A 21,171-nucleotide genomic window follows, 5' to 3' on the forward strand; every position below is an offset into this window, starting at 1 on the left:
CGCCCTTCGCATGCCGGGTCTTTCCCTTTTCCCTCGCAGCCTCAGCGCCCCCGCAACTGCCCCAGCAGGATCGAGGTCGCGTAGCCGTCGGGCGGGACGCCGATGGATCGCTGGAAGGCCGAGATCGCCTCCATCGTGCCGGTGCCGATCTTGCCGTCGATCTCGTCGCGGTAAAAGCCGCGGGCGGTCAGCAGGCGCTGGATCTCGGTCCGCTCTCCTTGCGTCAGCGGGCGGTCGGACCGGGGCCATGCAGCCTGGATGCCAGGGCGGCCGGCGATCGCCTCGGCCAGGTAGCTCACGCCCAGCGCATAGCTGTCCGAGTTGTTGTAGCGCAGGATCGAGCGGAAGTTGTCGAGGATCAGGAACGCAGGCCCCCGAGCCCCCGCAGGCCGGATGATCGAGCCGGTGCCGGCCGGCAGCCCGCGGCCGCTCGCCGCCCGCACGCCCATCGCCGCAAGCTGGCTGGTGCTGGTCCGCGTGCCCTTGCCGACGGCGGTGAAGCCCTCGGGCACCACGACCTCGACCACCCAGGGCTGGCCGCGCTGCCAGCCGTTGCGGGCCAGATAGGCTGCGGTCGAGGCCAGCGAATCGGTCGGGTCGTCCGACCAGATGTCGCGCCGCCCGTCGCCGGTGAAATCGACCGCATAGCTGAGATACGAGTTCGGCATGAACTGCGTGTGCCCCATCGCCCCCGCCCAGGACCCAAGCATATGTTCCGGCGCGGTGTCGCCCGCCTGGATGATCCGCAGCGCTGCGATCAGTTGTTCCTGGAACATCTGCGAGCGGCGCCCGTCATAGGCCAGCGTCGCCAGCGATGGAATGATCTGCATCCGGCCCCGGTTCGCGCCGAAATTCGATTCCATCCCCCAGACCGCCAGCACGATCTCGCGCGGGACGCCGTAGGTGGCCTCGATCGCCGCCAGCGTCCGGGCGTGCTGGGCGGCCATCTGGCGGCCGGTGGTGACCCGTTCCGGAGACACCGCGCTGTCGAGGTAAAGCCAGACGGGACGCGAGAACTCGGCCTGCCGTCGGTCGAGGCGGATCACCTCGGAGTTGTAACGGGCGATCGACATGGCCCGGTCATAGGTCGCGGGGCTGATGCCGGCCGAAACGGCACGCGGGCGGAAATTCCGCACCCATTGCTGGAAGCTCGCCTCGGTCGCGGGATCGGCAGCGGGGATCGGAGCCGGGGTTACGGACGACCCGCCGCCGGTCGAGCCGATGCCGGGGCCCACGCCGATGGTCGTGCCGCAGGACCCCAGCACGGCCACCATGGCCGTGGCAAGGGCGAGCCTTGTCGTCAATTTCATGTCACTGCCTCGTCGGGATATCGTTTTTATTGCCGCAAAGCTTAGCCGCGGCCCCCGGAAGCTTGCAACCCGCCGCAGGTGTTCCGCACAGCTTCAGGATGCAGGGCGGCAGGATCAGCGGTTGCCCGGCTCGTCGAAGAACGGCTCGAACTGGGCCACGATCACACTGTTTTCCTCAAGCGCGCGGGTCATCAGGGCGCGTTCCTCCTCGGGGATCTCGTGGCCTTCGGCCTGCCGTTCCTCGGGCGTGCCGTAGCCCTGCACCTCAAGCGGGGCCAGGTCGGCCTGCTTGAGGATCGCCACTGTCTCGCGCACCGCCTCGTCCTGATCCACGCCCGAGGCGTAGCAGACCAGTGCCGCGCCAGTCGCCCCATCGGGCAGCCCGTCCCCCTGCTTGCGGCCGACCTGGACCAGCAGCGTATAGACCTGTTGTGCCATGGCTTCCTCCGCTCACTGTCCGGCGGGATGGCGGATGCCGGCCCGGTTGGCAAGCGCGATGGCGTCAGTCCGAGGCGCGGGCCACCCCGGGCGTCACCGCAGGGGTCCAGCCGTCCCGGCGCCCGCAGTCGGGGCAGCCTGTCGTTTCAGACACATCTGCGGCGACCCGCAGCGTGCCGCAGTTCACGCAGCAGACCGGCGCCTTCGGGGCGGCGGTAGCAAGGGGCGCGGGGGGCGACACATCGTCGGGCGGGACAATGGGCAGGCCCGGAACCGGCGTCTCGCGGTGGAAGACCGACAGGCCGCCGCCGGATTCATGGAAGGCGGATTCGACCTGCCCGAGGTTGGAAATGCCCCTGAGCCGCAGCAGCGACTTCAGCTCCAGCGCGCTGATGTCGCGCAGGACCAGTCCCTCGCGGTCGATGCGGCCGTCGCGGACGACGGCCACGGTGCGGCCGTCGATGATCCGCTTGGCGTGGTCGTATCGCTCGATCAGGTTGTCGATCAGCTTGTTCAGGCAGACGATCACGGTGATGACCAGCATGGCCTGCAGCAGCGGCACGTCGGGGTAGAAAGTCGCGTCCCCCACCGCCGAGCCGAGCGCGATCACCAGGATCAGGTCCACCATCGACAGTTGCGTGACCGAGCGCCCGCCGATCCAGCGGATCAACGCCAGCGTGTAGCCGTAGATGAGGAACGTCCTGAACGCGATCTCGGCGTAGAACAAAAATGGTTCCTGGCCCAGGAACATCCGGGTCAGGTCAAAGGGGATGACGGGATCTTCCATGTCCTCTCTGCGGCAGCCGAAGACGATCTGCGGCTTACGACTTGCTCAACCGGTCGGCGAAATCTGCAAAGACGCGGTCGTAAACCTCGCGCTTGAAGGGGACGATCTTCTCGGCCACCTCGCGCGGGGTCATCCAGCGCCATTCGTCGAACTCGGGATGGTCGGTGGCGATGTCGATCTGGTCGTCACGGCCCTTGAAGCGGACCAGATACCATTTCTGCCGCTGTCCGCCATAGCGGCCCTTCCAGATCCTGCCGACAAGTTCCGGCGGCAGGTCATAGCGCACCCAGTCGGGCGACTCGGCCAGGATCTCGCACAACTCGGCCGGAATGCCGGTTTCCTCACGCAATTCGCGCAGGGCGGCGGCGCGGGGGTCCTCGCCCTCGTCGATGCCGCCTTGGGGCATCTGCCAGGCGTCGGAAGGGTTGTCGATGCGGTGGCCGGCGAAGACCTTGCCCTCGTCGTTGATCAGCACCACCCCGGCGCAGGGGCGATAGGGCAGGCCACCGGGGCCACTGTCCTCGGGCTTGATGGCCCGGGCCTTGGTCGTCTCGTTCATCGGCACGCTCAATCCTGGCTGGGACGGTCGGCGGGGCGGCCGACCGGGGCGCGGGCCGCCGGGGCCGAGGTGCCCGTGGGGGCGGCGTTCGTTTCGCTCTCGCGCGCGTCCTCGCTGGTGGGGTCCTCGCCGGTCACGGCGGGCTTGGCCGCATCCGCCACCTGCCGGGCCGAGAAATCGACCGCAGCCAGTCCCTTGAGAATGTCGACCGCATAGGCAAGCTGGTAATCCTCGTCGCGCAGCTTGGCGGTGGCCTCCACCTGAGCAGCCTCTTCCTCGATCTGTCGGCGTTCCTCGTCGCTGATCGAGTCGTTGTTCAGCGCGCCCCGCAGGTCGCGTTCCGAGGTGCCGAAGTTCGAGGCGCTGCGCGGGGCGTCCTCCTCACCCTCCGCCGGGCGGGCGGGGGGCTGTTCCACGATGATGTCGGGGTTGATGCCCAAGGCCTGGATCGAACGGCCCGAGGGCGTGTAATACAGCGCCGTCGTCAGCCGGATGGCGCTGTCCGAGGTCACCGGCATGACGGTCTGGACCGAGCCCTTGCCGAAGCTCTTGGTGCCCACGACGATGGCACGGCGGTGGTCCTGCAGCGCGCCGGTCACGATTTCCGACGCCGAGGCCGAGCCGCCGTTGATCAGCACCACCATCGGCTTGCCCTGCGCCAGATCGCCAGCTTCGGCGTTCCAGCGGCCGCTTTCCTCGGGCTTGCGGCCGCGGGTGGACACGATCTCGCCCTTGTCGAGAAAGGCGTCGCTGACCATCACCGCCTGTTCCAGAAGCCCGCCGGGGTTGTTGCGCAGGTCCAGCACGAAGCCCGTGACCTCGTCGATGCCGCCCGCTTCCTCGACGGCCTTCGCCAGTTCGGTCTGCAGCGTGTCATAGGTCTCGTCGTTGAAGGTGGCGACGCGCAGCACCACGGCATCGCCCTCGTTGCGGGTGCGGACAACGGTCAGGCGGATCGTTTCGCGCGTCATGGTCACGTCGAAAGGCTCGGTCTCACCTTCGCGCAGGATGGTGACCGTGACTTCCGAACCGATGGGACCGCGCATCTTCTCGACTGATTCGTCCAGCGTCAGGCCCATCAGCGATTCGCCGTTCACATGGGTGATGAAGTCGCCGGGCTTGATCCCTGCATTGGCGGCGGGGGTGTCGTCCATGGGCGAGATCACCTTGACCAGTCCGTCCTCCTGCCCGACCTCGATTCCGAGGCCCCCGAAACTGCCGCGGGTCTGGGTCTGCATGTCCTCGTAGTCGTTGGCGGACAGGAAGGACGAATGCGGGTCAAGCGAGGTCAGCATCCCGTTGATCGCGGCCTCGATCAGCTTCTTCGAATCGACGTCCTGGACGTAATCCTGCCGCACCCGCTCGAAGACATTGCCGAACAGGTCCAGTTGTTCGTAGACCGAGGTGTTGCGTTCGGTTTCCTGGGCGATCAGCGGGCCGGCCAGTTGCGTGGTCACGAGGATGCCCGCCAGCGTGCCGCCGATGCCCGCCATCAGATAGTTCTTCATTCCGTCGTCCTGACCTGCTGGGGGGCATCACCGCCCGCCGTGTCGCCGTTGTCGCTGGCGGCATCGCTGCCGGTCGCGGGGGTTATGACCGGATTCATCACGAACCACTCGGTCGGGTCCAGCGTTTCCTTGCCCTGGCGCAGTTCCACATACAGCGGCTGCATCGCAGGCGGGGTGCTGCCGACAGTCGCGGCTTCCACGAAGGCGGCGCCGAATTCCGCCGCCGAGCCTTCCTGGTCGCCCATCAGTCCCATCGGCTCGCCTGCCAGCAGGACGTCTCCGGTTTCTCCGAACACTTCAGATAGGCCCGCGACGATCAGAAGGTAGCCGCCGGCGGGCTCCACGATCATCACGTTGCCGTAATTCAGCAGCGGGCCGCGATAGCGGATCGTCGCGGGCCAGGGCGAGGCGACCAGCGCCGCAGGAGCGGTGCCGATGGTCAGGCCGGGCCGGCGGAGGCCGTCGGCATCGGGCTCGTCAGGGCCGCGCAGGATCGCGCCCACCGCCGGCAGGGGCAGGCTGCCCTGCGCGGCCTCGAAATCGGCCATCGGCGCGCCGATGTCCTTTTCCATCGCCACGATCCCATCCGCGAACCCTTCCAACGTGTCGGCCGAAGCCAGCAGCGCTGTCAGTTCGGCCGGGTCCTCGCCAAAGCGTGTGGGCATGGAGGAGCGGTCGGTGACCGCCGAGGCCAGCAACCGCCGCGCCTCCTGCACATGGCCAAGGCCCTGCGCCAGCATGTCGGCGGCGGATTGCTCGATCCGGCGCACAGTAGCGATTTCGTCCAGCCCGGCCTTGAGCCGGTCGGCCTCGGCCTGCAGGGCGGGGGCGACGGCGGACAGGATCATGCCGGATTGCGCGGTGCTGGCCGCGCCCGCCGGGTGCAGCAGCATCAGGGTTTCGGGCGATTGCTGCATCGCCGTCATCACGCCCAGGACGCGGGACAACTGGTCGCGCTGGGCCTCGAACTCGGCCCGCACCTCGGCTTCGCGCAGCGCGGCGCGGCGCAGGCTGTCGCGCAGGGCGGCCTGGCCCTGCTCATAGGCGCGGATCACCTCGGACAGCGCCATCACCTGGTCGTCGGCGGTCAGCGCCTCGTCCAGCCGCCCGATGGCATCGCGCAGGGACCCGGCGGCGGCGGCGGCCTCGCGCGCGGTCGCCTCGGCCGGGGTTTCGTCGGCACCGATGGTCGCAGGATCACCGGTCGCGATGGTGACGGCGCCGCGGCCGCCTTCCGATGCGACCGTCTGCGCTAGTCCCGCGCCGGCTGCCAGCAGCGCGCCCAGGGCCAGCGCCGTTGTCCGCAGAAGGGCAGGGGCGCGGGTCATGGCCGAAGGATCAGGCTCTGCCCGGTCATCTCGGCCGGCTTGTCGAGCCCCATCAGGTCCAGCACCGTCGGCGCGACATCGGCAAGCCGCCCGCCCGTCCGCAGCGAGGCGCCCGCAGGTCCGCGATAGACGATCACCGGCACCGGGTTCGTCGTATGGGCCGTGTGGGGTCCTCCGGTCGCGGGGTCCACCATCATCTCGCAGTTGCCGTGGTCGGCGATGATGACCGCCGCCCCGCCCGCGCGGTCCAGCGCATCCAGCATCATGCCGATGCCCCGGTCCACCGCCTCGCAGGCGCGGATGGCGGCGGACAGGCTGCCGGTATGACCCACCATGTCGGGGTTGGCGAAGTTGACCACGATCAGGTCGTAGCCTTCGCTGATGGCCTGCACCAGCCGCTCGGACACTTCGCCCGCCGCCATTTCAGGGGCGAGGTCGTAGGTGGCAACCTTGGGGCTGGCGGGCATGTGGCGGTCCTCGCCCGGTTCGGGCGCTTCCTTTCCGCCGTTCAGGAAGAAGGTGACATGGGGGTATTTCTCGGTCTCGGCCAGCCGGAACTGACGCAATCCGTGGGCCGCGACCCAGGCGCCCAGCGTGTTGGCGACCTGCCGCTTGGGGTATGCGGCGGACATGTAGGCGTCGTGGCGGATCGAGTAATCGACCATCCCCAGCACGCCCGTCCACAGCGGGCGGCCGATCACGTCGAACTCGGCGAAATCGGGCTGGCCGATGGCGGCCATGATCTCGCGCGCGCGGTCGGCACGGAAGTTGAGGCAGAAGAAGCCGTCGCCGTCCCGGGCGCCCGTATAGCCGGGCAGGACCGTGGGCGCGACGAACTCGTCGGTCTCGCCGCGGGCATAGGCGTCGGACACGGCGGTGGGCGCATCTGCGGCGTGCATGCCCTGTCCGCGCACGATGGCGTCATAGGCGCGGGCCACCCGGTCCCAGCGGTTGTCGCGGTCCATGGCGTAATAGCGGCCGGTGACGGTGCCGATGGTGACATGGTCGGGCAGGTTGCCCGCAAGCTCAGTGATGAAGCCCAGCGCCGACTGGGGCGGCACGTCGCGGCCGTCGGTGATCGCGTGCAGCACGACCGGCACGCCCTGATGCGCCACCGCCCGGCAGGCCGCGACCACATGGGCGATATGGCCGTGGACGCCGCCGTCCGAGATGACGCCCATCAGATGTGCGGTCCCGCCCGCGGCCTTCATCCGGTCCACGAAGCCGCGGATGCCGGGGTTCTCGAAGAAGCTGCCGTCCTCGATGGCAAGGTCGATCTGGCCCAGGTCCATCGCCACCACGCGCCCTGCGCCGATATTGGTGTGCCCGACCTCCGAGTTCCCCATCTGTCCACGCGGCAGCCCCACGTCCGGGCCATAGGTGATCAGGGTCGAGTTCGGGCATTCCCGCCGCAGCCGGTCCATGTTCGGCGTCGTCGCCTGGTCGGGGGCGCTGAACTCGGGGCGGTCCGCGATCCCCCAGCCATCGAGGATGCAGAGGACGACGGGACGGGCTGCGGACATCGGGGCCTCTTGCGGCTTGCTCGGGAGTGGCCGGTTTCTACGGCCCCGGCCGCCCATGGGCAAGGCGCGAGCCCGTGAGGCCCGCGCGCCCGGGCCGTGACCTTGCGCGGGGGATAGCGTAAGCCTGCGCCAAAGGATGAAGGCCCACCCATGCACCCCCTGTCGCCCGCCGTCGAATTGAAGCTGCTGGACCCGCGCCTGCGCGACTGGGGAATGCCCAGCTATCAGACGCCGATGGCGGCGGCGCTGGACCTTCACGCCTGCCTTGACGCGCCGCTGATACTGCATCCGCAGGCCCCGGCGGAACTGGTGCCCTCGGGGATCGCGCTGCACATGGCCGATCCGCACCTGGCGGCGCTGATCCTGCCGCGGTCGGGGCTGGGGCATCGCAGGGGGCTGGTGATGGGCAATGCCGTCGGGCTGATCGACGCGGATTACACCGAGCAGATCTTCATCAGCGCCTGGAACCGCAACCCTCCGGGGACCGAGCCCATCCTCATCCAGCCCGGTGAGCGCATCGCGCAGATGCTGTTCGTGCCCGTGGTGCGGCCGATGCTGGTCGAGGTGGCCGAGTTCACCCGCGACAGCGACCGCAGGGGCGGCTTCGGCTCGACGGGGGTCTGAAACGATGTGGACGCTGCTGCTGATCCTTGCCGGCCTCGCCATCGCCTGGCGCTTCGGGGCCGGGGTGCTGGCCGCCGTGCTGGGCGCGATCTGGCTGGCCGGAGTCGCCGGCCTCTGGCAGCGCCATGCGGCGGGGCAGGCGCTTCTGCCCTCGGACCTTTGGGTTCCGGCCACCGGGCTTGCCGCTCTGGGCGCGGGTTATGCGGCGCTGATCGGCCGGCTCAGAGCCAGGGCGCGGGGCAGGGCCGGTCCGGGCGCGGGGATCGCTCTGCCCGGTCGCCGGGGACAAGCGCCGGCCGAGCCGCTCGCCAGCGGTCTCCTGGCGTCAAATATCCCGGAGTCCGACGCTGCTGCCCGGGCGATCCCCGCCGACCCGACCCAGCCCCTGGGTGACGCCGAGCTTGACCGTTACGCCCGCCATATCGTCCTGCGGGAACTCGGCGGGGCGGGGCAGCGGCGGCTGCGGGCGTCGCGCGTGCTGGTGGTCGGTGCGGGCGCGCTCGGCTCGCCGGTGCTGATGTATCTCGCCGCTGCGGGGGTGGGGCGGATCACGGTCGCGGATGATGACAGCGTGGGGCTGTCGAACCTGCAGCGGCAGGTGATCTTCGCGAGCGCTGACGTAGGCCGCCCCAAGGTCGAGGCGGCGGCCGAGGCGCTGGTCCGGCTGAACCCCCATGTCGGCGTCACCCCCCTTGCCCGCCGGGTGACGGCAGAGGATGCTGAACTGGTCGCAGCCCACGACCTGGTGCTGGACGGCACCGACAGCTTCGCCTCGCGCCGGGCCATCAACGCGGCCTGCGTCGCGGCGGGGGTGCCGCTGGTCGCAGGCTCCATCGCCCAATGGGAAGGGCAGGTCACGCTTTACGATCCCGCCCGAGGCGCGCCCTGCCTGTTCTGCCTGTTCCCCGAGCCGCCTGCGCCCGGCCTGGCCCTGTCCTGCGCCGAGGCCGGGGTCGTCGGCGCCCTGCCGGGGGTGATCGGCAGCCTCATGGCGCTTGAGGCGATCAAGCACCTGAGCGGGATGGCCGACAGCGGCCAAGGCAGCAGCCTGCGCGGACGGATGCTGATCTTCGACGGATTGTGGGGCGAGACGCGGACCATCGCCGTTCACCGGCGGCCTGATTGCAGCATCTGCGGCGGTATCACGAAGTTGTGATATTTTGTGAGGTTGTTCAGTCCCGAGGCCCTGCTCTGGCTCCGCTCATGCGCCAGATCAGGCTGCACGCGGAACAAGCGTGAGAACAAGGCGCTTCTAATCCAGCCATGCGGAACAAAAACCCGGTCACGAAACGTTGGGCGATGACGCGGCCCGACGCCGATCGTTGATCAAGTGGGAGTAACCGGAAAATGACCTACCTCAAGCCCGCCTTGGCGCTTGCCGCGGCCATGTCGCTGTCGGCCTGCCAGCCCACCCCGACCACCACCACCGTATCCGTTCCCGGCGCCGAGCCGGTCGTGATCGTCGATGCTCCCGCGGTCGGCCCGGCCATCGACACCGTCAGTTCGGCGACCCAGGGGTCCAACTCGCTGAATGGAAGCTGGAACCTCGTCGCCTCGCAATGCGGCGACCCCGCCAGCCAGGGCCGCCTGACGATCGAGGGCTACCGTTTCAACTTCCCCACTGCCGAATGCATCGCCACCCGGTCCGAGGCGCGGGCGTCCTCGACCTCGGTCGCGCTGGGCTGCACCGGGGCTTCCAACCGCCAGTTGGAACTGTCGCTGCGCCCCGGCGTGATGCGGATGACCGAAGGCGAGACCACGCTGACCTATTACCGCTGCACCTGACGGACCAGCGCAGCCGCCCCGGTTCCGCCGGGGCGGCTGCCTGCGCCGTCACTCGCGGATCTCGTCGGGGTCCACGCCCCACAGCGCGGGTTTGGGCACCCAGCCCTTCTCGCCTCCGCCCGAGACGCGGCACCAGTCGCGATTGCATTCGTGCAGACGAACGATGGCGCCCGCCTCGGCGCGGGCCAGCACGGTGGCGTTGGCGTCGGCGCGGCTGCGCAGTTCGGCCATGTCGGTGGTAACGATGGCGGTCCTGACCCCGGACAGCAGCGAGTAATGCACCCAGCCCCCTGCGCCGTCCTGGTCCTCGACCCGGCGCCAGTGGCCGAACTCGGCCACCACCCGCAGGGGCATTCCCGGATGGCGGAACACCCAGTCGATGCGATGCGACAGCGACGGTCCGCGCCGGGCGTTCCCCTCGCCCCCCTTCAGGCTGACATAGCGGGGCACGGGCAGGTTCGTGACCGGCCCCCGGTTCGGGTCGCGCGGCTGATCCTGATGGCGGCTGATCAGCGAATCCGCGGAAACCTCGCCCGGATCGATCTGCAGCGCCGGCGCCTCGGCCTCGGCCGTCCCGTCGGCCGTCTGCGCCGGCGCCTGCCCCGGCATCGTGAATGCCACGACCGCAACCAGAAGCAGGGGGCGGCGCAAGGCGGCCGCGCACACCTCCGCCACCGTTCGGGCCACGGATCGCTTGCTCATGTCGTCGTCCTTGCCGGCCGCGCTTGTCGCGGCGTTTCTGCCTGTCGGCCGCCATGGGCCCTGGGGCCTTGTGCCTGCCCCGCCTCTCGGTAAGTTTGCCAAACGTAAAGCGGCATTGGAAGAGAGGTCATATGGCTGGCACCGCACCCCCGCGTGATCGGTTGAAGGTCACAGTGACCCGCCGCTTGCCGCAGCCCGTCGAATCGCGGCTGTCTGAACTGTTCGACGTCTCGCTGCGCGAGGTCGATGTCCGCATGACCCGCGATGAGCTGGTGCAGGCGATGAGGGACAGCGACGTGCTGGTCCCCACCGTCACCGACCAGATCGACGCCCGACTTCTGGGGCAGGCGGGCGAGCGGCTGAAACTTATCGCCAACTATGGCGCGGGCGTCGATCACATCGACGTGGAAAGCGCCCGGCAGCGCGGCATCCAGGTCTCGAACACTCCCGGCGTCGCGACCGAGGACACCGCCGACATGGCGATCGCCCTGATGCTGGCCGTGACCCGCCGCATCCCGGAAGGGCTGGCCGAGATGCAGGCCGGCCGCTGGGAAGGCTGGGCGCCCACCTCGCACCTGGGCGGCCGCATCGGCGGCAAGCGGCTGGGCATCCTGGGGATGGGCCGGATCGGTCAGGCGGTGGCGCGGCGGGCCAATGTCTTCGGCATGCAGGTCCATTACCACAACCGCCGCCGCCTGCGCCCCGAGGTCGAGGCCGATCTGCACGCGACCTGGTGGGAAAGCCTCGACCAGTTGCTTGCCCGCGTGGACATCCTGTCGATCAACGCGCCGCATACGCCCTCGACCTTCCACCTGCTGAACGCCCGGCGGCTGAAGCTGATGAAGCCCACGGCCGTGATCGTGAACACCTCGCGCGGCGAGGTCATCGACGAGAACGCCCTGACCCGGATGCTGCGCGCCGGAGAGCTTGCGGGCGCGGGCCTCGATGTCTTCGAGCACGGGCACGAGATCAACCCGCGCCTGCGCGAGTCCCCGAACGTGGTGATGCTGCCGCACATGGGTTCCGCCACCGTCGAGGGGCGCAACGAGATGGGCGAGAAGGTCATCATCAACATCAAGACCTTCGCCGACGGCCACCGGCCGCCGGATCTGGTGCTGCCGTCGATGCTGTAGGATGCCGCCGGCCCCGGCGAGGTCAGCGCATTGCGACGCCGAAAGCCGCGCGGGGGGCGACCCGCCGCGCGGCTTTCTGGAATCCGCAGCCCCGCGATTCCGTTACTCTGCCGGATGGAACGGGCAGATCGCCGGGGCTTCCAGCATCTTCTTGCCCCGCGCCAAGGAACAGCGCAGAAAAAAAGTGGCCAACCCCGCTGAACGACGGGGACAAACAGGGAGACTTGAATGACCCGCCTTTCCCCCCGCGCGATCCTGCTTGCATCCGCCCTTGCCGTGGCACCCCTCGCGGCATGGGCCGAAACGCCTGCCGACATGCTGGTGGTCGCCGCGACCATCGACGACATCATCAGCCTCGACCCCGCGCAGAGCTTCGAGTTCTCGGGCAACGACGTCACCCAGAACCTCTACAGCCGGCTGGTGGACTTCGACCCGCTGAACCTTGAGGCGGGCTTCCAGCCCAGCCTCGCCGAAAGCTGGCAGGTCAGCGAGGACGGCAGGACCATCACCCTGACGATGAAGGAAGGCGTCACCTTCCAGTCCGGCAATCCCGTCCGGGCCGAGGACGCCGCCTGGTCGCTGCAGCGGGCGGTCAAGCTGGACAAGTCGCCCGCCTTCATCCTCAACCAGTTCGGCCTGACCGCCGACAACGTCGAGGAGATGATCAGGGCCGAGGGCAACACCGTCTCCATCACCATGGACCAGCCCTATGCCGTGTCCTTCGTGCTGAACTGCCTGACCGCCAGCGTCGCCAGCGTGATCGACAAGGAAACGGTCATGCAGCATGTCGAGGGCGACGACCTCGGCAACACCTGGCTGTCCACGAACTCGGCGGGGTCGGGGGCCTATTCGCTGGCGACCTGGCGCCCGAACGAGGTCGTGCAACTGGTCGCCTTCGACGATTATTTCGGCGGCGCGCCGAAGATGAAGCGGGTGATCGTCCGCAACGTCCAGGAATCCAGCGCCCAGCGCCTGCAGCTTGAGGCGGGCGACATCGACGTGGCCCGCAACCTGACGCCCAGCGACGTGCAGGGCGTCACCGGCAAGGACGGCATCGCCATCAAGGACGAGCCGCGCGGCCGCATCCTCTACATGGGGATGAGCCAGCGCGACCCGGTCGTCGCCCGCGCCGAGCTGCAGCAGGCGATGCGCCACCTGATCGACTTCGAGGGCATGGCGAACAGCTTCCTCAAGGGGCAGTGGAAGATCCACCAGAACTTCATCCCCGAGGGCTACCTTGGCGCCACGGACGAGAATTCGTGGGCCTATGACATCGAGGCCGCGAAGAAGATCGTGGACGAGGCCGGGCTGTCCGGCGCCACCATCACCACCAAGGTCCGCGATCTGCGCGAATATCTGGACGTGGCGCAGACCATCCAGGCCTCGATGGCGCAGGCCGGGCTGGTGCTGAACATCGAGCAGATGACCGGCGCGCAGGTGCTGGACGCCTATCGCGCCCGCGAGGTGCCGATCTTCATCGGCGAATGGGGGCCTGACTATTCCGACCCGCAGACCAACGCCGGCACCTTCGCCTGGAATCCCGACAACGAGGGCAAGGGCTCGACGCTGGCGTGGCGCAACAGCTATGCCGTGCCCGCCGAGATGCAGGAGATGGTCAAGGCCGCCACGCTGGAAGGCGACAGCGAGAAGCGCAAGCAGATGTATCTGGATATCCAGGCCGAATACCGCACCACCGCGCCGATCCTGCCGCTGTTCCAGCGCGTCGAGCAGACCGCCATGCGCGACAGCGTCAAGGACTGGTCGGCAGGCGGCGCCGTGACCTCGGTCATGTATCACCAGGTCGGCAAGGGCGAATGAGCCGTTGACCAACGCCACGCAAAACGGGGGGCAGCCGCTGCCCCCCGCATCCGCGCCCGGCCAGCCCAGGCTTGCGGCCTTCGGTCGCCGGGCGCGGACGCTGGGCGGCATCCTTCTGTCCCTTGCGCTGACGCTGTTGGGCCTGCTGCTGGTGACCTTCATCATCGGCCGGGTCATGCCCATCGACCCCGTGCTGAAGGTCGTGGGCGAGCGCGCCACGCCCGAGCAATACGAAGCCGCCCGTCAGGCCATGGGGCTGGACCAGCCGCTGGTCGTGCAGTTCGTGGGCTATATCGGCGACGTGCTGCGGGGCGATTTCGGCCGCTCGATTTCCACCGGCCACCCTGTCGCGCAGGACCTGCGGCGAGTGTTCCCCGCCACGCTGGAACTCGCGGCGCTGGGCACGCTGATCGGCGTGCTGGTGGGCGTTCCCTTGGGCGTTATCGCGGCGGCGCGGCGCGGCGGCTGGGTGGACCAGATCGCCCGCGTGCTGGCGCTGGTCGGCTATTCGATGCCGATCTTCTGGCTGGGACTGATGGGACTGCTGGTCTTCTACGGCATCCTCGGCTGGGTCGGAGGGCCGGGACGGCAGGGCATCATCTATGACGGCATGGTCCCCGAGGTGACGCGGCTTCTGCTGATCGACACGCTGATCGCCCGCGACTGGGACGCCTTCCGCGACGCCTTCAGCCACATCATCCTTCCAGCCAGCCTGCTGGGCTATTTCAGCCTCGCCTATATCAGCCGCATGACGCGCAGCTTCATGCTGGAACAGTTGTCGGCCGAATACATCACCACCGCGCGGGTGAAGGGCCTGTCCGAGCGCCGCGTGATCTGGGGCCACGCCTTCCGCAACATCGCCGTGCCGCTGGTCACGGTGATCGCGCTGTCCTTCGGGTCGCTGCTGGAAGGGTCTGTGCTGACCGAGATCATCTTCAGTTGGCCCGGCATCGGCAGCTACATCACCAAGACCCTGCTCGCGGGCGACATGAATGCGGTCCTCGGCGGCACCATCGTCGTCGGTGTCTGCTTCATCGGGCTGAACGTGCTGTCCGACCTGCTGTATCGCTTCCTTGACCCGAGGGCGGCATGAGCGACCTTTCTACCCGCGACTGGCTGCTGTCCGACGCGCCCTCCACCCGAAGACAGGCCCGGTTGGGAGCGTTCTACCAAGGCTGGCTCACGTTCCGCGCCAACCGGCTGGCGATGCTGGGGCTGGTCATCCTGATCGCGCTGGTGCTGATGGCGATCTTCGCGCCATGGCTCTCGCCCTACGATCCGGTGGCGCAGAACCTAGGCGACCGGCTTCAGCCACCCTCGGCTGCGCACTGGCTTGGGACTGACGCGCTGGGCCGCGACATCCTGTCGCGGATCATCTGGGGCAGCCGGGTGACGCTGTTCATCGTGGGAACGGTGGCGCTGATCTCGCCCATCCTCGGGCTGCTGATCGGGACGGTCGCGGGCTTTGCCGGGGGCTGGGTGGATCAGGTGCTGATGCGGATCACCGACATCTTCCTAGCCTTCCCCAAGCTGATCCTCGCGCTCGCGCTGGTCGCGGCGCTGGGGCCGGGCATCGTCAACGCGGTGCTGGCGCTGGCGATCACCGGCTGGCCGCCCTATGCGCGGCTCGCGCGGGCCGAGACGCTGGCCGTCCGCAACGCCGACTATATCGCGGCGGCGCGGCTGCAGGGCGCGGGACCGGGGCGGCTGCTGATCGGGCACATCTGGCCGATGTGCGTGAGTTCGCTGATCGTGCGGGTGGCGCTGGACATGGCGGGGATCATCCTGTCGGCGGCGGGCCTCGGCTTCCTCGGCCTGGGCGCACAGCCGCCGCTGCCGGAATGGGGCGCGATGATCTCGGACGGGCGGACCTATATCCTCGACCACTGGTGGGTCGCGGCGATGCCGGGCATGGCGATCTTCATCGTCAGCCTCGCCTTCAACCTGCTGGGCGACGGTCTGCGCGACGTGCTCGATCCCAAGAGCGCCAAGCAATGAGTGCGCCGCTTCTGTCCATCCGCGACTTGCGCGTGAGTTTCCCCACTCGTCAGAGCGAGTTCCAGGCGGTGCGCGGCGTCAGCTTCGACCTCGGTCGCGAGCGGCTGGGCGTCGTCGGCGAAAGCGGCTCGGGCAAGTCGATGACCGGCCGCGCGATCCTCGGGCTGGTGCGCCCGCCGGGGCGCGTCACCGCCGAACGGATGGAGCTTGACGGCCAGCCGATCCTGAACCTCTCCGAACGGCGGATGCGCGCCATCCGCGGCGGGCGGATCAGCATGGTCATGCAGGACCCCAAGTTCAGCCTGAACCCCGTCATGCGCGTCGGCCCCCAGATCATGGAGGCTTACCGCCTGCATGCCGGCGGCGGACGCACGGCAGCCCGCGCCAAGGCGCTGGAGATGCTGGCCGCCGTCCGGATCCGCGACCCCGAGCGGGTCTTCGACCTCTACCCGCACGAGGTCTCGGGCGGCATGGGCCAGCGCATCATGATCGCCATGATGCTGGCCCCTGACCCCGAGATCCTGATTGCAGACGAGCCCACCAGCGCGCTGGACGTGTCCGTCCGGGCCGAGGTCCTGAACATCATGGACGCGCTGGTGCGGGACCGCGGCATGAGCCTGATCTTCATCAGCCACGATCTGAATCTTGTCGCGCAGTTCTGCGACCGCGTTCTCATCATGTATGCCGGTCGCGTGGTCGAGGAACTTCCCGCCCGCGATCTGCACGCCGCCCGTCACCCCTATACCCGCGGGCTGCTGAACAGCCTGCCCCGGCTGGATGCGCCGGTGGACCGGCTGGCCGTGCTGGAACGGCAGGAGGAATGGCGGACCGAGGCGCTGGACGCATCCATGCTGGACGCGCAGCCGGGGGGCCTGCGATGACCCCGATGCTTGAGGTGCAGGATCTCGACGTGTGGTTCGGACCTGCCCATGACCGCACGCTGGCGGTTCGGGGGGCGAGCTTCGCCGTGGCGGCGGGGGAAAGCTTCGGCCTCGTGGGCGAAAGCGGATCGGGGAAATCGACGATCCTGCGGGCCGTGGCCGGGCTGATCCCCGGCTGGTCGGGCCGCATCGCGGTGGACGGCAAGCCGGTGTCGGGGATGCGCCGCGACCAAGCCTTCAAGAAGACCGTGCAGATGGTGTTTCAGGACCCCTATGCCAGCCTGCACCCGCGCCATTCGGTGGACCGGGTGCTGTCGGAAACGCTGGCGCTGCAGGGCCTCGGCGACGTGGACCAGCGCATCACTCGTCTGCTTGAGGACGTGGGCTTGGGCCGCGGCTTCCGCTTCCGCTATCCGCACCAGTTGTCGGGCGGGCAGCGCCAGCGCGTCGCCATCGCCCGCGCCCTGGCCGCCGAGCCGCGCCTGCTGCTGCTGGACGAACCCACCAGCGCGCTGGACGTCAGCGTGCAGGCCGAGATCCTGAACCTGCTGAAGGACCTGCGGGCCGAGCATCGCCTGACCTACGTGATGGTCAGCCACGATCTGGCCGTGGTGGCTCATATGTGCGACCGGCTGGCGGTGATGCAGGCGGGCCGCATCGTCGAGATCATGGACGCCGCCACCCTGCGCGCCGGCGACCCGCGCGAGACCTATTCCCGTGACCTGATCGCCGCCTCGACCTGGCAGCGGTGACTCCGGCCGCGACAGGAGATACTCGTTCCCCTATGATCCCGGCGGTGTTCGAGCCACGATTGCGGCAAAGACGCCGCCTTCAAATCCTCACGCTGCGGTCATGCACGCCAGAAGGCCGGCCTGAGAATCCGGGCCACCCGGATGCGGCTTGCCTCGAAAAGAATGATCTTTCCACGCAGTGGCCAGGAAAAGCGGACAGCGGCCGCAAGCCGGACGCGCCGCGCCTCTTGTTCCATCACCGCCTGGATGTCGGAAATCTTCTCGCCGCGCCGAAGATGGAACCATTCGGTGCCGCGGGGCGAACTGCGGCGGCGGAAGAAGCGCCAGCCGCGCCGCATCCGGCGCAGCAGCCGCTGTTCCAGCACATAGGCGTGCGGCATGGTCACCGAACAGACGATCCTGAGCTTGCCGTCGCCCGGCCGCTGCAATTCACGCCGGCGTTCAAGCGTGCGCCGGCTGGTGAAGCCCAGCTTGAAAAGCGTGGGATCATTGTCCGGCTGCATCAGGTAGACCGTGCCCGTCGCCGCCCTGAAGCGGAACCAGCCGATCCTGCTTGAACGGGCCACGGCGTTCTTGCTTTGTTTTTTCATTCTTGCCTGCTGGCTATCCGCGCCGCGGCCCGCGCGCAAGATCCCTGGCCGATCCCCGATGCGTCACCCGCTTTTGCCGGCGGATCGGCTCGGCGGTGAAGGCTTCGGAAAGCCGTTCGGACGCGGCGCCATCCGGCGGCCGATCGCCTTGCCAGCACCGGCGCCCGCGATTACCCTTCCCCCGAGCTTCTGGAATAGACCCTCGATGCGCCGTCGGCGCTCACGCCTTCGGTGGCGTATGATGGTCGAACCTGCGGATGGCCGACCGGCTGTCCGCGCCGTTCAGGCGCAGGCCCACCCTCATCACGGAGAAACGACATGCATCGCCTGATCGGCGGCGCGGTCGCAGCCATCGGCCTTGTGCTCGGCGGCATCGCGGCAAGCGCCCAGACCCCCACGCTCTATTTCTCGGCCATTCCCGACGACGACGAGACCCGCCTGATGGAACGCTTCGGCAATGTCGCCGACTACCTGTCCGAGCAGCTCGGCGTCCAGGTGCAGTATGTGCCGGTGAAAAGCTACGCAGCCTCGGTCACGGCCTTCCGCAACGACCAGATCCAGCTTGCCTGGTTCGGCGGGCTGTCGGGCGTGCAGGCGCGGCTGGCCGTCCCCGGCTCGCAGGCGCTGGCGCAGGGAACCGAGGACGGGGCCTTCGTGTCCTATTTCATCGCCCATGAAAGCACCGGCCTTGAGCCTTCCGGGGACTTCCCGCTGGCAGCCGAGGGGATGAGCTTCACCTTCGGCGCCCAGACCTCGACCTCGGGGCGGCTGATGCCCGAGTTCCATATCCGCGACGAGACCGGCAAGGCGCCGGACGAGTTCTTCTCGCAGGTCGGCTTTTCGGGCGATCACGGGCAGACGCTGCGGCTCGTCTCGACCGGCGCCTATCAGGTCGGGGCGCTGAACTATACCGTCTATGACACGGCGGTGGCCGAAGGCGCGCCCGAGGTCGCGACCACCCGCGTCGTCTGGAAGACGCCGCCCTATCCCGATTACAACTGGACCATCCGGGGAGATGTCGACGAACGCTTCGGCGAGGGCTTCACCGAGAAGGTGAAGCAGGCGCTGATCGGCATGGACGACCCCGCGCTTCTCGCTTCGTTCCCGCGCGAGGGCTTCATCGAGGCCACGAACGACGACTATGCGCCGATCGAGGAAACGGGACGGGCGCTGGGCATCCTTGACTGACCGACCCATGCTGGCCTTCCGGGGCGAGACGCTGTCCTACGGGCGCCACACGGTCCTTTCGGGCGTGGACTTCACGCTGCGTCCGGGGGAACGCGTGGTGCTGCTCGGCCGCAGCGGCACGGGCAAGAGCACGCTGCTGAATGCAGCCTACGCCCGGCTGGCCGGGACCTTCCCGGACATCGCGCTGGTCCCGCAGGAACATGGGCTGGTCCCGCAGCTTTCCGTTTTTCACAACGTCTACATGGGCCGGCTGGACGCGCATGGCGCGGCCTACAACCTTGTCAACCTGGTCTGGCCCTTCCACGCCGAGCGCCGGGCCGTCGCCCCCGTGCTGGCGACCGTCGGGCTGGAGGGCCTTGGCCGCAAGAGGGTCGAAAGCCTGTCGGGCGGGCAGAAGCAGCGGACGGCGCTGGCCCGCGCGATCTTCCGTGGCGGCCGCGTGCTGATCGGCGACGAGCCTGTGTCGGCGGTGGACGAGCGGCAGGCCGTGGCGCTGGTCGAGGAGCTCGGCCGCCGCTTCGGAACGATGCTGCTGGCGCTGCATGACGTGGCGCTGGCGCGGCGCATCGCCACGCGGCTTGTCGGCATCCGCGACGGCCGCATCTTCTTCGACCGGGACGCGGGCGAGGTTTCGGACGGGGATATCCATGACCTCTATCGCGCCTGAAGGCCGGCACTTGCGCCTCGGGCGGGTGGGCACGGCGCTTGCCTTTGTCGCGCTGGCGCTGTTCCTGCTGCCTTTCGCAGACTTCCGCCTGGGCGGGCACGACCCGTGGGCCGAGTTGCGACGGATGTGGGCGGGGCTTCTGTCACCCGACTTCTCGTCGGTCGAGGCGCTGGGCCGGGCAGCGGTCCTGACCATCGCCTTCGCCATCTGCGGGGTCGCGGCGGGCGCATCGGCGGGCTTCGTCCTGGCGCCGTTCTACAGGAATGCGCTGGTCCGCAACTTCTGCATCGCGATCCGCGCGATCCACGAGCTGTTCTGGGCGATCCTGCTGATGCAGGTCACGGGCCTTTCCGCCACGACGGGCGTGCTGGCGATCGCCATCCCTTATGCCGGCATCTTCGCCAAGGTCTTTGCCGAATACCTGGACGAGGCCGATCCCCGGCCCGCCGCCGCCATGCCGCCGCGCGCCGATCTGATCTCGGTCCATTTGTATGCCCGCCTGCCGCTGGCCCTGCCCGAGTTCCGGGCCTACCTGCTTTACCGGCTGGAATGCGGGCTGCGATCCAGCGCGGTGCTGGGCTTCATCGGCCTGCCGACGCTGGGGTTCGCGCTCGACACGTTCTTCCGGCAGGGGATGTATGGCGCAGTCGCAGCCGTTCTCATCGTCTATTACCTGCTGATCGGGACGATGCGGCTGTGGATGCGGCCGCTGCTGGCGCCCGTCTATTTTCTGGCCGCGGTGGGCGTCATGGCCGCCATGCCAAGCCCGCCGATGGCCGCCGGTGCGCTTGGCCGTTTCCTGACCGAGGACATCGTGCCCGCGCCCCTGCGGAACGGCGATGCAAGCGATCCCGAGACATGGGCGCGCCTTGGCGACTGGCTCTGGACGCTGCTTGCGGGGCAGGCGCTGCCGGGGCTGGCGGCCACGATGATCGTCGCGCAACTGGCGCTGGTGGCAGCGGGGTTCGTCGCGCTGCTGGGCTTTCCGCTGATCGTCCGCCCGGTCTCGGGGCGGTTCGGCGCGGCGCTGGGCCATGCCTTTCTGGTCATCGCGCGTTCAACGCCCGAATACATGCTGGCCTATATCGCCCTTCAGGTCTTCGGCCCCTCGATGCTGCCTGCGGTGATCGCGCTGGGGCTGCACAACGGGGCGATCATCGCGCACCTGCTGGGCCGCCAGTCCGCCCATGTCAACGAAAGCCTGCGCCCCGACGCCCCCCGCGGGATCGTTCTTTACGCCTATGAGCTGCTGCCGCGGATCTACGGCTCGTTCATGGCGCTCTGCCTTTACAGGTGGGAAATCATCGTGCGGGAATCCGCGATCCTCGGCTTGCTGGGCATCCCGACGCTGGGCTTCTTTGTCGATCGCGCGATCCAGGAAATCCGCATCGACCGCGCCGTCGTGTTGCTGATCGTGACGATGCTGGCGACTGTGGCCATCGACCATGTGTCGCGACGCACAAGGGCCGCCATCGGCATCGACCCGGTCAGGGCACGGCAGGAGCGGAAGGCCGCGGCCTCGGCGGGCTGAAGGAGGCGGGGTGTCGGTGATCCTGCGGGCTTCGGGCGTTCGTGCCCCA

General features: G+C 68.7%; 21 protein-coding genes. 12 read left to right on the forward strand and 9 right to left on the reverse strand.

Annotation, left to right across the window (positions count from 1 at the left end; translation table 11 throughout):
- Window positions 1-41: 41 nt before the first annotated feature.
- The 7 genes from JGR78_RS00535 to gpmI all read right to left on the reverse strand — a co-directional run bounded on the left by JGR78_RS00535 (window position 42) and on the right by gpmI (window position 7,453).
- The gene (locus JGR78_RS00535) at window positions 42-1,310 is read right to left on the reverse strand and encodes a lytic murein transglycosylase (protein ID WP_182792179.1); all 1,269 of its coding nucleotides are present in this window, start codon (window positions 1,308-1,310) and stop codon (window positions 42-44) included.
- 114 nt (window positions 1,311-1,424) lie between these two features.
- On the reverse strand, window positions 1,425-1,748 hold the full coding sequence (locus tag JGR78_RS00540) for a hypothetical protein (RefSeq protein ID WP_182792178.1): 324 nt from the start codon (window positions 1,746-1,748) through the stop codon (window positions 1,425-1,427).
- 64 nt (window positions 1,749-1,812) lie between these two features.
- Window positions 1,813-2,535 (reverse strand): DUF421 domain-containing protein, encoded by a 723-nt coding sequence (locus JGR78_RS00545; protein ID WP_182804425.1) that lies wholly within the window; start codon window positions 2,533-2,535, stop codon window positions 1,813-1,815.
- 34 nt (window positions 2,536-2,569) lie between these two features.
- Window positions 2,570-3,094, reverse strand: a complete 525-nt coding sequence (locus JGR78_RS00550; RefSeq protein ID WP_182792177.1) for an RNA pyrophosphohydrolase — start codon at window positions 3,092-3,094, stop codon at window positions 2,570-2,572.
- Window positions 3,095-3,102: 8 nt separating this feature from the next.
- Entirely contained in the window at window positions 3,103-4,602 is a 1,500-nt protein-coding gene (locus JGR78_RS00555) for a S41 family peptidase (protein WP_182792176.1), read from the reverse strand.
- Window positions 4,599-5,930, reverse strand: coding sequence for a murein hydrolase activator EnvC (locus tag JGR78_RS00560; protein WP_234450797.1), 1,332 nt, complete (start codon window positions 5,928-5,930; stop codon window positions 4,599-4,601). Before JGR78_RS00560 ends, JGR78_RS00555 begins: the two co-directional genes overlap by 4 nt.
- Window positions 5,927-7,453 carry a 2,3-bisphosphoglycerate-independent phosphoglycerate mutase gene (gene gpmI / locus JGR78_RS00565; RefSeq protein ID WP_182804422.1) on the reverse strand — a complete coding sequence of 509 codons (1,527 nt, stop codon included), beginning with the start codon at window positions 7,451-7,453 and terminating at the stop codon, window positions 5,927-5,929. Before gpmI ends, JGR78_RS00560 begins: the two co-directional genes overlap by 4 nt.
- A 150-nt stretch (window positions 7,454-7,603) precedes the next feature.
- Here gpmI and dut point away from each other — a divergent pair, with 150 nt between their 5' ends.
- The 3 genes from dut (at window position 7,604) to JGR78_RS00580 (ending at window position 9,862) form a co-directional block, all read left to right on the forward strand.
- Window positions 7,604-8,077, forward strand: a complete 474-nt coding sequence (dut, locus tag JGR78_RS00570) for a dUTP diphosphatase (protein ID WP_182792174.1) — start codon at window positions 7,604-7,606, stop codon at window positions 8,075-8,077.
- A gap of 4 nt (window positions 8,078-8,081) precedes the next feature.
- Window positions 8,082-9,233: a HesA/MoeB/ThiF family protein gene (locus JGR78_RS00575; protein WP_182792173.1), complete on the forward strand. Its 1,152-nt coding sequence runs from the start codon at window positions 8,082-8,084 to the stop codon at window positions 9,231-9,233.
- A 191-nt stretch (window positions 9,234-9,424) separates the two neighbouring features.
- Entirely contained in the window at window positions 9,425-9,862 is a 438-nt protein-coding gene (locus JGR78_RS00580; RefSeq protein WP_182792172.1) for a hypothetical protein, read from the forward strand.
- Window positions 9,863-9,910: 48 nt separating this feature from the next.
- On the opposite strand, the gene JGR78_RS00585 is transcribed toward JGR78_RS00580, so the two are convergent.
- Entirely contained in the window at window positions 9,911-10,564 is a 654-nt protein-coding gene (locus JGR78_RS00585; RefSeq protein ID WP_234450798.1) for an SH3 domain-containing protein, read from the reverse strand.
- Between the two features lie 131 nt (window positions 10,565-10,695).
- Between JGR78_RS00585 and JGR78_RS00590 the strand changes: the two genes are divergently transcribed.
- The 6 genes from JGR78_RS00590 (at window position 10,696) to JGR78_RS00615 (ending at window position 17,146) form a co-directional block, all read left to right on the forward strand.
- Window positions 10,696-11,697: a D-glycerate dehydrogenase gene (locus JGR78_RS00590; protein WP_182792171.1), complete on the forward strand. Its 1,002-nt coding sequence runs from the start codon at window positions 10,696-10,698 to the stop codon at window positions 11,695-11,697.
- A 228-nt stretch (window positions 11,698-11,925) separates the two neighbouring features.
- Complete coding sequence (locus JGR78_RS00595; protein WP_234450799.1) at window positions 11,926-13,515, forward strand: ABC transporter substrate-binding protein; 1,590 nt, start codon at window positions 11,926-11,928, stop codon at window positions 13,513-13,515.
- Window positions 13,516-13,615: 100 nt separating this feature from the next.
- Window positions 13,616-14,608 carry an ABC transporter permease gene (locus JGR78_RS00600; protein WP_182792286.1) on the forward strand — a complete coding sequence of 331 codons (993 nt, stop codon included), beginning with the start codon at window positions 13,616-13,618 and terminating at the stop codon, window positions 14,606-14,608.
- Complete coding sequence (gene nikC, locus JGR78_RS00605) at window positions 14,605-15,513, forward strand: nickel transporter permease (RefSeq protein ID WP_182792170.1); 909 nt, start codon at window positions 14,605-14,607, stop codon at window positions 15,511-15,513. Before JGR78_RS00600 ends, nikC begins: the two co-directional genes overlap by 4 nt.
- Window positions 15,510-16,394, forward strand: coding sequence for an ABC transporter ATP-binding protein (locus JGR78_RS00610; protein WP_182792169.1), 885 nt, complete (start codon window positions 15,510-15,512; stop codon window positions 16,392-16,394). Before nikC ends, JGR78_RS00610 begins: the two co-directional genes overlap by 4 nt.
- Window positions 16,391-17,146 (forward strand): ABC transporter ATP-binding protein, encoded by a 756-nt coding sequence (locus JGR78_RS00615; protein ID WP_182792168.1) that lies wholly within the window; start codon window positions 16,391-16,393, stop codon window positions 17,144-17,146. The genes JGR78_RS00610 and JGR78_RS00615 overlap by 4 nt, the downstream gene beginning before the upstream one ends.
- A gap of 98 nt (window positions 17,147-17,244) precedes the next feature.
- Here JGR78_RS00615 and JGR78_RS00620 read toward each other — a convergent pair whose 3' ends face one another.
- Window positions 17,245-17,712 carry a GIY-YIG nuclease family protein gene (locus JGR78_RS00620; RefSeq protein ID WP_182792167.1) on the reverse strand — a complete coding sequence of 156 codons (468 nt, stop codon included), beginning with the start codon at window positions 17,710-17,712 and terminating at the stop codon, window positions 17,245-17,247.
- Window positions 17,713-18,054: 342 nt separating this feature from the next.
- On the opposite strand from JGR78_RS00620, the gene JGR78_RS00625 reads away from it, so the two are divergent.
- The 3 genes from JGR78_RS00625 to JGR78_RS00635 are packed head-to-tail and all read left to right on the forward strand — an operon-like array spanning window position 18,055 to window position 21,122.
- On the forward strand, window positions 18,055-18,924 hold the full coding sequence (locus tag JGR78_RS00625; RefSeq protein ID WP_182792166.1) for a putative selenate ABC transporter substrate-binding protein: 870 nt from the start codon (window positions 18,055-18,057) through the stop codon (window positions 18,922-18,924).
- On the forward strand, window positions 18,917-19,591 hold the full coding sequence (locus JGR78_RS00630) for an ATP-binding cassette domain-containing protein (protein ID WP_371816656.1): 675 nt from the start codon (window positions 18,917-18,919) through the stop codon (window positions 19,589-19,591). The genes JGR78_RS00625 and JGR78_RS00630 overlap by 8 nt, the downstream gene beginning before the upstream one ends.
- Complete coding sequence (locus JGR78_RS00635) at window positions 19,572-21,122, forward strand: ABC transporter permease (RefSeq protein WP_234450800.1); 1,551 nt, start codon at window positions 19,572-19,574, stop codon at window positions 21,120-21,122. The genes JGR78_RS00630 and JGR78_RS00635 overlap by 20 nt, the downstream gene beginning before the upstream one ends.
- Window positions 21,123-21,171 lie beyond the last annotated feature (49 nt).

It is taken from the genome of Paracoccus sp. MC1862, assembly GCF_016617715.1.
In the GTDB taxonomy this organism is placed as follows: domain Bacteria; phylum Pseudomonadota; class Alphaproteobacteria; order Rhodobacterales; family Rhodobacteraceae; genus Paracoccus.

What these genes read in the sequence shown, in the direction of transcription:
- JGR78_RS00580 (WP_182792172.1), top strand. Translation starts at nt 9,425, where the DNA reads ATGACCTACCTCAAGCCCGCCTTGGCGCTTGCCGCGGCCATGTCGCTG.
- JGR78_RS00560 (WP_234450797.1), bottom strand. Translation starts at nt 5,930, where the DNA reads ATGACCCGCGCCCCTGCCCTTCTGCGGACAACGGCGCTGGCCCTGGGC.
- JGR78_RS00615 (WP_182792168.1), top strand. Translation starts at nt 16,391, where the DNA reads ATGACCCCGATGCTTGAGGTGCAGGATCTCGACGTGTGGTTCGGACCT.
- nikC (WP_182792170.1), top strand. Translation starts at nt 14,605, where the DNA reads ATGAGCGACCTTTCTACCCGCGACTGGCTGCTGTCCGACGCGCCCTCC.
- JGR78_RS00610 (WP_182792169.1), top strand. Translation starts at nt 15,510, where the DNA reads ATGAGTGCGCCGCTTCTGTCCATCCGCGACTTGCGCGTGAGTTTCCCC.
- JGR78_RS00585 (WP_234450798.1), bottom strand. Translation starts at nt 10,564, where the DNA reads ATGAGCAAGCGATCCGTGGCCCGAACGGTGGCGGAGGTGTGCGCGGCC.
- JGR78_RS00595 (WP_234450799.1), top strand. Translation starts at nt 11,926, where the DNA reads ATGACCCGCCTTTCCCCCCGCGCGATCCTGCTTGCATCCGCCCTTGCC.
- JGR78_RS00635 (WP_234450800.1), top strand. Translation starts at nt 19,572, where the DNA reads ATGACCTCTATCGCGCCTGAAGGCCGGCACTTGCGCCTCGGGCGGGTG.
- JGR78_RS00555 (WP_182792176.1), bottom strand. Translation starts at nt 4,602, where the DNA reads ATGAAGAACTATCTGATGGCGGGCATCGGCGGCACGCTGGCGGGCATC.
- JGR78_RS00575 (WP_182792173.1), top strand. Translation starts at nt 8,082, where the DNA reads ATGTGGACGCTGCTGCTGATCCTTGCCGGCCTCGCCATCGCCTGGCGC.
- JGR78_RS00540 (WP_182792178.1), bottom strand. Translation starts at nt 1,748, where the DNA reads ATGGCACAACAGGTCTATACGCTGCTGGTCCAGGTCGGCCGCAAGCAG.
- JGR78_RS00545 (WP_182804425.1), bottom strand. Translation starts at nt 2,535, where the DNA reads ATGGAAGATCCCGTCATCCCCTTTGACCTGACCCGGATGTTCCTGGGC.
- dut (WP_182792174.1), top strand. Translation starts at nt 7,604, where the DNA reads ATGCACCCCCTGTCGCCCGCCGTCGAATTGAAGCTGCTGGACCCGCGC.
- JGR78_RS00625 (WP_182792166.1), top strand. Translation starts at nt 18,055, where the DNA reads ATGCATCGCCTGATCGGCGGCGCGGTCGCAGCCATCGGCCTTGTGCTC.
- JGR78_RS00550 (WP_182792177.1), bottom strand. Translation starts at nt 3,094, where the DNA reads ATGAACGAGACGACCAAGGCCCGGGCCATCAAGCCCGAGGACAGTGGC.
- JGR78_RS00590 (WP_182792171.1), top strand. Translation starts at nt 10,696, where the DNA reads ATGGCTGGCACCGCACCCCCGCGTGATCGGTTGAAGGTCACAGTGACC.
- JGR78_RS00535 (WP_182792179.1), bottom strand. Translation starts at nt 1,310, where the DNA reads ATGAAATTGACGACAAGGCTCGCCCTTGCCACGGCCATGGTGGCCGTG.
- gpmI (WP_182804422.1), bottom strand. Translation starts at nt 7,453, where the DNA reads ATGTCCGCAGCCCGTCCCGTCGTCCTCTGCATCCTCGATGGCTGGGGG.